Annotated in this window: 4 protein-coding genes; all 4 read right to left on the bottom strand. The window is 37.2% G+C overall.

The window, feature by feature from the left end; genetic code table 11:
- Positions 1 to 7: 7 nt before the first annotated feature.
- The gene (locus H4J52_RS13585; protein WP_182224922.1) at positions 8 to 12,550 is read right to left on the bottom strand and encodes a non-ribosomal peptide synthetase; all 12,543 of its coding nucleotides are present in this window, start codon (positions 12,548 to 12,550) and stop codon (positions 8 to 10) included.
- Positions 12,551 to 12,663: 113 nt separating this feature from the next.
- Positions 12,664 to 13,332, bottom strand: coding sequence for a TenA family transcriptional regulator (locus tag H4J52_RS13580; RefSeq protein ID WP_220460655.1), 669 nt, complete (start codon positions 13,330 to 13,332; stop codon positions 12,664 to 12,666).
- Between the two features lie 48 nt (positions 13,333 to 13,380).
- The gene (locus tag H4J52_RS13575; RefSeq protein ID WP_182223797.1) at positions 13,381 to 13,962 is read right to left on the bottom strand and encodes a GNAT family N-acetyltransferase; all 582 of its coding nucleotides are present in this window, start codon (positions 13,960 to 13,962) and stop codon (positions 13,381 to 13,383) included.
- A gap of 23 nt (positions 13,963 to 13,985) precedes the next feature.
- On the bottom strand, positions 13,986 to 14,726 hold the full coding sequence (locus H4J52_RS13570) for a nicotianamine synthase family protein (RefSeq protein ID WP_182223798.1): 741 nt from the start codon (positions 14,724 to 14,726) through the stop codon (positions 13,986 to 13,988).
- Positions 14,727 to 15,188: the final 462 nt, after the last annotated feature.

Below are 15,188 nucleotides of genomic sequence, written 5' to 3'. Positions count from 1 at the left end.
TTGTATTTTATGATCTACGCTTAATTCGCTTTAAGCGACTTAAGCTTGTCTGTTTATTTACTTGTTGCTGGGCTATTTTCTTGGCTTTTGCTTCATCAGAAATAAGTGGCAAGTCTTGCAATAACTTATCTGGTGAATTGGCAACAGCCTCTAACAACGTTTTATAAGAATCGATAAGTCCATCGATTGTTGAACGGTCAAACAAATCTGTATTATATTGTAAGACCCCGGTTAAACCCTGTGGGGTTTCCTGCAAGCTCATGACTAAGTCAAATCTAGCAATTGGTATATCTAATTCCATAGGTTCAAAAGTAGTACCATCAAGCGATAACGGTACTGATGGTGCATTTTGTAATACAAACCAGGTTTGGAAAAATGGGGAATAACTGCTATTTCGTTCAGGCTTTATCGCATTAACCAATTGAGCTAAAGAAATATCCTGGTACCCATAAGCATCTAATGTTGTCTTGGCAACCTTTGCTAATAATTCATTAAAACGTATTCCTGTTTCAATATCAGAACGTATAACTAATGTATTAATAAACAGCCCGACAATTGATTCAAGTTCTGGTCTCGTTCTATTCGCAATTGGTGTACCTATTGCAAAATCTGTTTGCCCTGAATGTCTGTAGAGCAGAATTTCGAAAACCGACATTAGCGTCATAAACAAGGTCACATTTTCTTCTTTACTCAACTGACTCAACTTATCAGAAAGACTTTGTGGTAATAGAAAGTTAACAGCTTTACCGTTATACGTTTGTATTTCTGGTCTTGGTCTGTCGTATGGTAAAGACAATAAAGGCGCTACACCTGTTAATTTTTGCTGCCAATATTGCAATTGACGATCGCTTTCACCTGCATCTAAATACTCATTTTGCCAATTAACATAGTCGGCATGTTGCAAGGTTAACGCTGGTAAAGGCGAAAGTGCTTGCTGAGATTTTGCATGATATAGCGCGACTAAGTCATCAATTAAAATACCCATTGACCAACCGTCACTAATAATATGGTGCATTGCCATCATCAGCACATATTCTTCGTCGGCAATATGGAATAACTTGATCCGCAGTAATGAGTCTTTTGTAAGATCAAACGGTTGCCATGCCAACTCATCAATCTGCTGATTTAATTGTTTAGCTCTGTCATCACTGTTACTTTGCAAACTCTGACGAATATCCAAATATTCAAAATCTAGCGCGGGTTGCTCTCTGAAAAATACCCGTGGGCCGGCATCAGTGATAACAAATCGACTTCGCAACGCTTCATGACGCTGCACCAATTGTTCAATACTTAGCTTTAACCTGTCGATTTCAATATTACCAACAGCTTTCAATGCAGCTGCAACATTATTTAATATGCTGTGTTGAGACATTTGCTCAACAAACCATAAACGTTCCTGATTTTGTGATAACAACATGCCTTGATCGCCTCGTTCAATCGGCACTAGTGGTAATTGCATCACTATGGTATCGCTTTGACCAGCGATATATTTTGTCAAGGCATGAACCGTTTGACAGATCATAAACTCACGCAACGGCAATTCAACATTTAACCTTTCACGGATCCGAGACACTACCTGTGTTGCATGAAGTGAATGACCTCCAATATCAAAAAATCTATCATGAATACTGATCTGTTCACATTTCAATACGTCACAAAAAATACCAGCGATAATCTGTTCTTGCGGTGATGTAGGCGCAACAAATGTAAAGTCTGTATTGTCAAACAACAAGGCTCTTTGTGCTAAAACCTGACGATTTATTTTGCCATTATTCATTAAAGGTAAATCGTCTTCGTATACAAAGTGTACTGGCACCATATATTCAGGCAATAAAGCCATTAAGTGTGCCTTAATCTTGTCGGTTACATTATTTTCTGCATTGTCATGAAGCTTGACATAAGCGAACAGCAGCGCATCTTCTTCTAGCTGTTTGACAATTACGGCACACTCATAAACGTGCTCAAATGATTGTAAATTAATTTCAATTTCTTCAAGTTCTATTCGATGTCCTCTTACTTTCACCTGATTATCAAAACGGCCTAAGTATTCTAATTGACCATCAGGTAGCCACCGAACCTTGTCACCTGTTTTGTAAACTAATTGAGTTGAATAACCATCAATTGTTGCGGTAATAAACTTTCGCGCTGTCATTTCATCTTGGCCTATATATCCCTTAGCCAGTCCTTTACCCGCGATATATAATTCTCCTGCAACACCTATTGGTACTTGTTTAAAATCACGTCCCAAAACGAAACACTGACCATTGCTGATAGGTTGTCCAATCGGTACAGGTGCATTGTTAGCGCCTGACTCACAAAGCCAATAAGCACCATGAATACAAGCTTCCGTAGGACCATATAAGTTAATTAATTGCGCGTTTGAACGCTGATAAAAATCATTCACCATTTGACGAGACAATGCCTCACCACCACAACCTACATGAGTTAACGACGAGCATTGTTCTAATCCGCCTTCCAATAGAAAACGCAATAACGTAGGAACAACCTGAAGTACCGAAATATTTTCTTGTTTAATGGTTTTAAGTAAATATTGAGTATCTTTATGACCGTCAGGCTTAGCCAGATGCAATTGTCCCCCCTGTAAAAGAGGTGCATAAAATTCCCAAACTGATGCATCAAAACTACAAGATGTTTTTTGCAATAATCGACTTGATGCATCCATAGGAATGATTTCCTGCATCCAATGCATGTGATTACAAATAGCATCATGCGATATCATTACACCTTTTGGCTGCCCCGTTGTTCCTGAAGTATAAAGAACATAAGCCAAATTATTACTCGATTGCTTTACATCACCAAGGTTACTGGTTGGTTGCACTGATAACTGTTGTTTGAAAGAATTATCGTCAACATTAACTATTTTTCTTTCAATAGATTGCGTGGCTATCCTTTGACGCTCTATTTCAGAAAAACTGATACTTGACGCAGATATCAAGATAGCTGCGTTTGCATTATCAAGCATATAAGCTAGTCGGCTCGTTGGTAGTTGTGCATCCAGCGGAATATAAGCACCACCGGCTTTTAATACCGCCAAATAACTGATCACCATATCAAAAGAACGCTCTAAACAAATACCGACACAGCTATCAGTTCCAACACCTTGAGCTTTAAGGTAATGAGCCAGATTATTAGCGCTTTGGTTAAGCGCTTGATAGGTTGATGTTTCCCCTTCCATCGCCAAAGCAATTGCATCTGGATTATTTTCAGCCTGCATTTCAAACATTTGATGCAATAACTGTTCAGTATCATAATCTCGCGCTGTTGCATTCCATTGCTTTATTTGCAATGCGTCTTTATTAGACTGTGATGAAAAATCACCAATACATTCAGGACGTTTATCAATCAAGTCATTCAGCAGCTCATGGAAAAAGGCTGATAGTTTGAGGATAAATTGATCATCAAATAATGCTCGCTGGTAATTAAAAATAAATGTCACAGTTTGCTGCATTTCTACCGTCAACGTTAGCGGATAGCTGGTCTGCTCATTCACTTGCACATTATCAATGTGCAACTGTTGATTTAATTCACTTTCCAAATTGCCAAGCGGATAGTTTTCAAATACCAGTAAACTATCAAATAATGCTGTGCCTTGATCTACTTCAGCATATTGTTGAATATCCGCCAGTGACGCAAATTCATAGTTAGTTGCTGCCATGTTATTGGCTTGCAGTGTTTGTAGCCATTGAGCTATAGTTGATTTTTCATCAATTTTCACCCGCACAGGCAAGCTATTGATGAACATGCCCAGCATAGATTCAACACCCGGTAACTCACTCGGACGACCTGACGTAGTTAAACCATAAATGACATCATTCTGATCACTGTAACGCGCTAAAACTAAAGACCAGAGCCCTTGAATCAAAGTGCTTAACGTTACTTGATAAGACTGGGCAATAGCCTGTAAATTTCCCACTTTGTCATTATCTAGTGTTAATGAACAGGTATCATAACCTTGTCTTTCTTTATCAATACCTTTATCTAGCGTTTTAGGTAAAGCAGACACTGTAGAAAAACCAGCTAGTCGTTCTTGCCAGTATTTTTTGGCAGCCTGTTCATCTTGCGCGTATAACCAATGAATGTAATCACCATAAGAGGCCGACAAACGTATTTCATTTTCAACTCCATCAACCATAGATTGATAACATTGCAATGCTTCTTCAAGTAACTTAGATGTACTCCAACCATCGAGTATCAGATGATGACGACTCCAAACAAACACATGTTTATTGCCCGCCAGCTGGATCAATGTTAATCGCATTAATGGACTTTGACTAAAATCAAAACCATTTTGTCGATCCTGATCTTTAAATTCACTAAGCTGTGAAGATTGTTGCTCAGTACTTAAATGACACCAGTTTTGTGTATCTACATTTAATTTAACTGATTTCATTACCAGTTGTACCGGATCATGTGCTCCGCCAGAGATAATTGCAGTACGCAGTATTTCGTGACGTTCGACAACCGTTTGCCATGCTTGTTTAAACATATCTACGGCTAACGAACCGGTAAAATCACATGACATCTGATTTAAATAAATCTGTTCATTCGTTGAACTTAGCTCATACTTTTCAAGAAGTTCATGAAACAATATGCCATTTTGCAGCGGTGACAGTGGATACATATCTTGCAAATTACGCCACTGTTCAGGCGCGATTAAACTACGCATTTGGCTGGTAGACAGCAAATTATTTTTGAAATCAGTTGCACATGCGCCGCCATGCTCTGGTTTTAAACAATAAGCAATTAAACTTTGTAATGATTCTACATATTCATTAGCCAGATCAGTGATGGTATTTTCTTCATAGTGATGACTGCTATATAACCAACGAATTTCTAATTCGCCATTAATTATCAGCCCCTCTACTTCAATTAAAGGATCACGAGGCGATGCTGGGTGACGATTAAGTCCTGTAGATTCATCTGCCAGCTCTAAACCAATCTTGTTACCTAACACACCATCAAATTGTCCGAGATAATTAAACGCTACTTGTGCTGGCTTAACATTTAACAATTCATTTTTTCTAATATGTTTTAATAAACCGTAACTCAAGCCTTTATGCGGAATCTGATTAAGTTGGTCTTTGATTGATAATAAGCCTTCACCCCATTCATCACTGTCCCAACGTAATTGCACAGGAAACATAGTGGTAAACCAGCCCAAAGTTCTGCTTAAATCAATGTCAGAGTCTATCATTTCACGGCCATGCCCCTCTATGCTAATAACACAACGAGGATCACCAGAAAAGTTACTAATAACACGTGTTAATGCTGTTAATAATACATCGTTGATCTGACTTCTATAAGCTACATTCACTTCTTTTAATAAAGTATGTGTATCAGTTTCATTAAGTCTTACTTTAACTTCTCGCGCAGAACCTTCAAGATTCGGTCCGGTGTTCTTGTCAGTCGGCAAAGCAAGTATTTCCTGTGCCGCATTTTCTTGCCAATAAGGTAATGCATCGTTAACCGCTTTCGATTGACTGTAAAGCTCAAGCTGCTCAGCCCACGCTTTGAAAGAAGTTGTTTTCATAGGTAAAGTCGGAGGGGGATTTTTTGTCAATTTACCTGTTGCAAGTTGTTCAAAAGTACTGACAAAGTCTTCAAGTAAAATACGCCACGACATGCCATCAATAATCAAGTGGTGAAATATAAAAATGAGTCGGTCACTTTCAGTATTATCAATACTCAGGCGAACCACTTTCCAAAGAGGGCCATCTTTTAATGAAAGACTGCCTTGCAGTTTATTAATTTTCGCTTCAATGGCGACAGATATATTACCAAGCGCTTTAATTTCATCAAAGATATCATGCTGTTCAAACACATTAGCACCATTAAATTGCTGCTCAGATAATACTTTTTGTTGCCAACCTTCCTCACTTTGAACAAACTGACTTCGTAAGCCATCATGGTGAGCAACTAAATATTCAAGGGTTTCAACAATTAACGCTGATTGCACCTGTTTGCCTAATGTAAACAGTACCGATTGATTCCAATATGAGAATTCCTTATGCTCTCCGTCAAAGAACCAGCTCTGTATTGGTGTTAACATCACATCTCCTTCAACTGGAGCCTGACTAATTTGGCTAACAGATTCTTCTGTAACAAGCGCAAGTTTTACGATAGTTTTCATTTCAAAAAATTGCTGCATAGTGACCTTAAGACCACTTGCTTTCATTCGTGCTATTATTTGTATAGCAATAATAGAATCACCACCAAGGTCAAAGAAATTATCTGTTAACCCTACTTTTTCTACCGCTAATATGTTGCCCCATATCAATGCTATCGCTCGCTCTACTTCAGTTACTGGCGCTACATATTTATTAGTTACTTGTGTCGTTATTTTCAACTTAGCCAGCGCTTTTCTGTCTAACTTACCGTTACTGGTAACGGGTAATTCATCCAGTAAAATAAAAGCCGATGGAACCATATACTCAGGCAAGTTTGTTTTAACGATATCTCGTAGCGATTCTATAAGCACTGTTTCGTCTACATTGTTGGTATTTTCGTCATTCGCAACAATATAGGCAACCAAACGTTTTACTCCCGGATGCTCTTCCCGAACGTCTACTGAGCAATATTTAAGCACTTTAATATTAAGTTCTTTGCCTGCAAGCTCAGTGCAAGCAAGAAGTGTACTTTCAATTTCACCAAGCTCAATACGTTGGCCCCGGATTTTAATCTGCCCGTCTAAACGAGATAAATACTCGATATTTCCGTTGGGTAACCAACGGGCAAGGTCACCGGTTTTGTATAATTTTCTTGAAGGAGATTTATTTGAAGGAAGCCTGTTTGAAGCTATATTATCAAACGGATTTTCAATAAATTTTTCGTCTGTTAAATCAGGGTTATTTAGATAACCACGAGCTAACCCAACACCACCAATATGCAACTCACCAAACACACCTACAGGCAAAGGATTAAGCTTGGAATCTAAAACATATAACTGAATATTATCAATAGGCTTTCCGATAGGAACTATGCCTAAGTTAGATTTTTTATTACAATTCCAATACGATACATCTATTGCCGCTTCGGTTGGACCATAAAGGTTAATGAGTGCGGCCTGAGAGCCAGAGTCAAAAAATCGTTTTTGTAATTCATAAGGTAAAGCTTCTCCACTACTAAAAACCTGTTTGACTTCCTTGCAACTTTCCCAGTTCGCACCGCTAAGCATTATGCTTAACATTGAAGGCACAAAATGAAGTGTGGTGACTTTGCTTGAACGGATCAAATCTACTAGATATTCAGGATTTTTATGACCTCCTGGTTTCGCAAGTACCATTTTGGCACCTGTCATCAGCGGCCATAAAAATTCCCATACCGATACATCAAAGTTGTAAGGTGTTTTTTGTAAAACACAATCAGCTTCATCAATAGGGTAAGCACTTTGCATCCAGTTAATACGATTAACTAATGCCGCATGCTCTACCATTACACCCTTGGGTTGGCCTGTCGACCCCGAAGTATAAATAACATAAGCTAGATTGGATTGATTCACATCACTCAGATCCACAGGGTTTGCTATTTCTTGCTGATCTATACGCTGCAGTATCTCTGGTGAATCAAGACACAATAGAGTTTGATGCTCTACAGGGAGACGGTCAGCTAAATGTAACTGAGATAATATAATATCAACCTTCGAGTCATTCAAAATATAATTTAAGCGATTTGACGGGTTTTCAGGATCCATTGGCATATAAGCCGCGCCGGCTTTTAATATGCCAAAAATACTTATCACCATCTCTGTAGAACGTTCCATGCATAAACCGACAATCATGTCGCTTTTCACACCTTCTGAGAGCAGTAATCTGGCCAGTTGATTTGAACGATCATTTAATTCACGATAAGACAGAACTTCACCTTCATATTCTGTCGCAATCGCATCCGGTGAAATTTCAACCTGAGCTTCAATAAGTTGATGGATACATTTATTACTGGGTGAACCCACATCAGTGTCATTCCATTTATTTAACAGCTGATTTTTATCTTCCATTTTAAGTAGCGATAAATCACCGACAGTTAACTCTTTACCTGTAGTTATCTGTTCAATTAATAAATGAATATGTTTGATAAAAGCTTGTACAGAACCTGAGCTATAACGTTCTGATTGGTATCTGAATTTAAACGCCAGCTGGTCGCCCGGCTCAACCACTAATTGCAGACCGTAATTGGTTTTTTCCATCGCTTCGACGTTTTCAATCTGCAAGTCAGATGATGCAGCCAGCTGCTTCAGTGCCGCATCAACAGGATAATTTTCAAAAACGATTAAACTGTCAAATAAGCTTTCACCGTTTGCAATACCGGTATTTTTTTGGATGACATGAAGTGGCAAGAATGCATTTTCTTCCCGGTACACTTGATTCTTATGCAGAGTTTTAAGCCAATCTTTAATGGGTTGCTCGCTGTCAACGTCAACTCGTACAGGTAAGGTATTAATAAATAGGCCGATCATTGAATCAACATCAATTAAATCTGCTGGTCGTCCCGAAACTGTTGTGCCAAACAATACACTATCGTTACCACTGTATTGTTGTAAAATATAAGCCCAAATACCTTGAACAATTGCATTTAGCGTTGTTGATGACTCTTTTGCATATTTGTTTAATCGTTTTGTTGTTGCTTCATCAATTGAAAAATCAATTTCTTTCAATCCGGTTTCTGTCTGCTCGTTCGCCATATTTTCGATAGCAAGTACAGTTCTTGACTCAATACCCTGCAAGGATTGCTGCCAGTAATATATCGCGCTATCTTCGTCTTGCAAACTCAGCCATTCAATATAATTTTCATAAGAAACTGGTGCAGCCAGTGTTAAGGTTTTACCTTCTAAACTCGCCTGATAGCAACTCATAACTTCACTGAAAATAAGAGGTAAACACCAACCATCAAGCAATACATGATGGTGCGACCACAATAGTTGATAGTTTTCGTCGCTATTACGCCAAAATGTAAAGCGCATTAAAGGAGATTGAGCGAACGAAAAGCCTTGCTTGCGGTCATTTTCAATGAAATGTTTAATTTCACTTTGCTGTTCATCAGCACTTAACTGACGAAAATCAATTTGCTGCCAATTTAGTTCATAGTCGGATACAACTAACTGATGCATGATTTCATTGTCAACATCTGGTAGCGCGGTACGTAAAGCTTCGTGCCGGTTTATTACGGCTTCCCATGCAGATTTAAACAATTTAGTGTCTAATTTCCCTTTCAGTGTAAGAGATACCTGTGTGGTATAGGCTTGTGGATCTAATAAGCTATGAAATACCATACCTTGCTGAGTAGGAGTTGCCGGATAAACATTACTTAATGACGGATATGCTTTTTGCCATAATGCCAAAGTATCACTGGTCACTTTTGCTAAAGGAAAATCCGAAGGCGTATAAATTTTTTCTGATTGTGCTAAACAATGAATAATAACTTTTTGCAGATTTTCGCTTAAACTCTGATAAAGATTGTCAATCGTATCCGATGAAAATTGCTGTTGACTATAATCAAGCTTTATTGTTAGTTTGGAGTCAATGACTAAGCAATTAAAACCTAGTTGATGACTTCTTGGTCTTAACGGACTTTCAGCAAGTCCAACGCTATTGTTGATAAGGTTAAAGTCTAAGTCCTCATCTGTCGATTGGGATATCTGTCCAAGGTAATTAAACAAAATCTCTGGTGTATTTGACCTTTGATTAACCTCTGAAAGATTATTAATTTCAGAAAAATTGTTAAGCTCAGGACTTTTGCGTAAGTATTTTAAAATACCGTAACCAATACCTTTATTAGGAATTGCACGAAATTTTTCTTTGACTGTTTTAATAATACTGCCAACATCAAATAACTCTGATGAGTTTAATACCAGTGGATACAGGCTAGTAAACCAACCTAATGTTTCGCTGATATCCAGCTCATCAAACAGTAATTCTCTACCATGACCTTCAATGTGTAATTTTAACTGAGTTTCACTCTCAGACTGACCTTTCCATTGACCAAAAGTCATAAAAAGAGCAACTAGCAATAATTCATTAATTTGTGTGCTGTAGGCATTATTACAGTTTTTTAATAAAGCCGTACTATCAGCTTCGGTCAATTCGATAACGGCAGTTTCTGTTGTTTCAGTGCTATAAGTGCTATCCGATCCCTTCAGCTCATCAACAGGCAATGGCGTTACGACACTATTTTCAATCTCCTGCCAATAATTCAGTTCTTTCACCAAATTATCACTTTGACTATAATATTGTAAGGCACTCGACCATTGTTGGAATGAAGACGTTTTAGGCGCTAAAGAAATTTTCTGCCCAGCTAGTAATTGTTTATAACCTTGATTGATATCTTTTAATAAAATGCGCCAGGAAATACCATCAACAACTAAGTGATGCATAACCAGCAATAAACGACTGGCATTGTCAGCACAATTAAAATAAACAGCTTTGAAAATATTGCCATCATTCAAACTAATGCTTTTCTGCGTTTGTAATGTCACTGCTTCAATGATGCCAGAAATGTCACTAGGGTCTTCATTCGACAGATTCACAACACTCAGTGTTTTATGAACACAATCACTGTCTGCAATGAAATGTGACTGCCAACTCCCTGCTTCCTGGTAGAACCTAAGATTTAACGCATCATGTCGTTGATACAGCGCCCTTATGATCTGGTCTAACTGAACGTTATCAAGTCCATCAGGAACTGAAACACTTATATGTTGAATAAAATAATTAAGATCCGTTTGGTCGCCGTTTAGGAAATAATCCTGAATTGGTAACAATTCCATGTTACCGGTAACTGTGTCCTGAAGCGCTTCAACGATTGCTTTTGTTCCGACAACCTTAGCGAGCTGGTTTATGGTCTGATGCTCAAAAAGCTGTCTTTGGGTAAAACTAAGTCCTTGTTTATTGGCCTGTGCAACAACTTGAATAGACAAAATAGAATCACCGCCAATTTCAAAGAAATTATCAAAAATCCCAACCCGTTCAAGACGAATAACCGACTGCCAAATTTCACAAAGTTTTGACTCTATTTCAGTGCTTGGCTCAGTGTATTCATCGGTTATAATTTCGTTTAGTTCACTTTGAAAATGCTGCGCTATATTCTTACGGGCTATTTTCAAATTTCTTGTTAATAAGCCATTCTCAGTTGAAAATCTAACATCTGTAAAGACCCATTTAGCAAGACTTATATGAGAAAATTCTTTCTGTAACAATCCATTGAGGTGCTGTTCAAGTTCAACAACATCTATTTTTTCTAAAGGTAAATGTACTTGCACAACAGCCATTAATCCGCTGGTATCTTTATAAGGAAACAAGACACAATGTTGGATCAGAGAGTGTTCTTCTAAGTGTTTTTCTATAGGTTCAGGTTGGATCTTCTTACCATCACCCGTGATAATTGTTGCTTTTTTTCGTCCGATCAAAAAAAGATGCCCAGCTTCGTCAAGATACCCCAAGTCACCAGTATATATTTTATTCCCTTCTATACGGGTATCGTTTTCTTCCTGCTGATAATCAAAGAAACGACTAGTCAAAGGCCGTTCTTTAATAACGATCACTTCCCCATCTTCTACGATCTCTATTGTAGTATTAGGTAACGGTTTTCCTGTTGACCCAATCACATTACTATTTGGCGTATTAACACAAACAACGCCACTTTCCGTTAAACCATAAACTTCAAACAAAGGTATATTTTTACTTTTATATAATTCTAATGTTGGCAAACCAATTTTAGCCATACCCGTGATCATAAAACGAATATTCCCGCCAAATATTTGCTTTATTGCCGCCCCCTCCAGTTGACCATATTGAGCTGCGATTGATTCATAAAGAATCGGTGGAGCAACCAAAATTGTCGGTTTTAAACGAGGTAATCCAGCAAATATTTGCTCTTGTGGCACAACATACATAGATGCACCAACAAATAAAGCCGCATAGTAAAATAACCTTTGCTGAAAATTCGAAAACGGCATAAAAACATAAACCGAATCAGCAGCCGTAATATTAAACGCGTCCACTAAGGATTCAATTTGTAGTTCAACCCCATTTCGATCAATAACCATTCCTTTAAATGTACCGCCCGTACCTGAAGAAAAAACAAAGCTATGATCATCACTATTGTCAATATACCTTGTTTTCTCACACGGCTTTATTTTAACTTCTCGATGGTTAGATCCAATAATAAGTACATTACTGTGCTCTTCACCGTTAAGTTGATTCCAACGTTCAGGTGCAAGTAAAAGTACATCCAACTCATACTCAGCTATAAATTGTTCAACATCATTAATTTGATGATTTTCTTGAAATATAACGGAAACTGCGCCAATTTCAATTAACGCAATATCTGCCATTAGCCATTCATAACAATTGTTTGCAGCAACGCCAACTCGACTACCTGAATTAACACCAATAGCCTTCAAATAATTAACATATAGATTTACATCATCACTTAATTTAGAAAACTTGTATCGTTTATCAACTTCTTTTTCGTAGAAACTTATTATTGATTCGCCGAATGTTGATAACTTTTTCAACATATTAACCAACTTGTACATACGTCTAATTTCCTTGCTTAATAATTACAATCTATTTGTTTATACTCTTTGAATACGGGAGCAAAAAGATACTCTCGATTTTTGCTTTGAGTTAAGGTGAATATACTGAATATCTATGCTGTTTTTTGTGCATAGTAGTGTTTAGCAGTTCCTTCATACATGCCATAAAATAATCGACAAGTATGATGAACAGTTTCTAGTGCTTCTGCTTGCATTTCTGCACTAATACAAAGATCTACTACCAGTTCAATACCCTGACGAACATGACCAACATCTTCTTTTTGATGTACTGAGAAAAACAAAAGATCCTTTTCCTCAATACCGTAAAACTTACCTAATATTGAATGCCTCGCCTCGCCAGCTCGTTCTTCAAGGTTTTGACCTTCACTTGCGATCAATACTGCGGCTGCGCCAATGTGATAACGGGAAGGACTTTTTACAGCTTCCATCCGAAAATCAATTAATTCTTTAGTTTCAGCGCGTGCAACAGCTTGATCACGCTCTTCATCAGTAATACCAATAGCACGTATAAAGTCCTGCATTAATTCCACATGATTTTTGGTGTTTGAAAGTCGTCCCGTTTCTTCTTCGTACATATTGTGAAGAAGACGACGCTTGTGCTTAGGCATAGGACAATGGAAGAAGATATTTTCAATATACTCAAGAAAGTTCTTGGTTAACTGATATCCTTGCAATGTGATATCGGTCAATAATGGCCAATTTTCTTGCTCTTTCATCAGCTCTGCCAATATAGGATGATCTACTGTCAGGTGACTATTCAACGCTTCACGTAATTTAATTTTAAACTCTTCTTTTGATAACATTTTTACTTATTCCTTAACTGTTTTTGGGGCAAATGTTGCAAACTTTTCTTTTAGATCTACCGCGGTTTGATACATGTAAATACCTGAAAATACCTCTTCGTCTACACGAGCGTAATCGGGTAATCGACCATATTGGCGAAAACCGCAATGCAACCATACTTTCTCAGATCGTGTGTTTTCCCGAACGTCAAGAATTATTATGTCCTTGCCCAACTTAATACATCGTTCAGCTATTCGATACAACGAGTGATTAAGGAGTTCGGTTCCTCGTGATGACGGGTGAATAATCCCCCTTGTCAACTCAACAATATGCTTACAGTTCGGCAATTGCTTTTCATTGAGGATCACCATTCCTATAACCCTTTTGTTTTCACTTGTTGCTAGCAACACATGCTTTTTCTTAAGACGAATATCTTCGTCAAGTTCGTCAATAATTTTTAATCCGGTCTCATCATCGAGCACCTCCGGAAATCCAATGATTGTGTCGTCCTCTAATACTGAGTTCATTAAATTCAATATTTCTATTTTTACTTCTTCCGATAGCATGTCAGGCCAATTTAAGGTCTGAAGCTTTTTTATTTTTGACATAGAAACCCTATCTTAAAATATTATTAATCATCTGTTTTACCAAGCAAAAGTGAAGAAATAGTATCTTCACCTTTACCGATAACTACACGCGTATCATCAATTGAAAATTTATCGTGTAAATCAAGGCTAACTGAAGTGGCTTCATATAAAATATGACGTAAACCAAAGGATGTACGGCAAATAATTTCGCAGTTTTCATTCATGGTTTTATAGATATTATCTAAGATGAGAGATTTTGGTTTTGCTAATAATGCAATGATAATGACGTCATATTCTGATACATCGTAATTTCCATTCGGCTGATGCATCAGATTTATTTGGTCTGACAAATCAAGTTGGTTTATCAATTTAGTTGAGAAATCAATTGATTTACTGCAAATATCGATGCCATCAACTGGTACTTGTAAATAGTGATTTAACCAGATGGCGCTAATTGGTACAGGCCCTGAACCAATGAAAAGTGCCTTTTTAATATTCTTGCCTTTAAGCATAGAAGTTTCACGACACAGCAAACGTTCAAAACGTTTATTCAATATATATTGCTGATAACAAAAAGCTTTTCCGCTATTTAAATCAGTAACAAACTGATTCTCTAAAGCTGTTTCCCAAGCACAATAAGCATTATGTATTAGTTTTTTTTCGACTAAATCAATATTTTTATAATAGTTTGATTCATCTACTTCTGTTGCTTGAAATATTTTATGTTCTAAGTGATTTACTAATCGATTTAAAACATCAAAGTTAAGTTCAGGATCTTCAGTCAAGTTAGTGTTCGACCTGAGAAACTGCGTCGCTTTATTAATGCCAACATGAAAACCCTCAGTACACTGTAGAATATTATTTAATCCATTCATTAAAAGATTTACCTTTTTTTATTTAATAACTTACGTTCGTTGAATCAGTAGACAAAAACTTCCGGAGTGATCCATTTTTTAACGTGGATCAAATGTGGAATCTGATCACAATTTATATCTCCCTAAACATAAAGTAGTTTTTAAATTATTATTTCTAGCTTATTATTTTGTTTTGTCATTAAAAAAGGGAGGACTTATAAAGGGATATGGTTATTCATCAAAAAAATTAACAATACCAAAAAGACGCGCTGGTTTGGTGTTCAGCACAATTTATAGATGTGGATATGCAGGAACACTCGACTTAATATTTTAACTAACATTTTTCTTCTGAGACTTTTAACTGTCTAATAACAAAAATATTATTTTTTACTT

It is taken from the genome of Colwellia sp. MB02u-14 (assembly GCF_014076915.1).
GTDB lineage: Bacteria > Pseudomonadota > Gammaproteobacteria > Enterobacterales > Alteromonadaceae > Colwellia_A.
The sequence above is the reverse complement of the archived record's forward strand: the minus strand, read 5'-3'. Positions and strand labels throughout refer to the sequence as shown.

What these genes read in the sequence shown, in the direction of transcription:
- H4J52_RS13585 (WP_182224922.1), bottom strand. Translation starts at nt 12,550, where the DNA reads ATGTACAAGTTGGTTAATATGTTGAAAAAGTTATCAACATTCGGCGAA.
- H4J52_RS13575 (WP_182223797.1), bottom strand. Translation starts at nt 13,962, where the DNA reads ATGTCAAAAATAAAAAAGCTTCAGACCTTAAATTGGCCTGACATGCTA.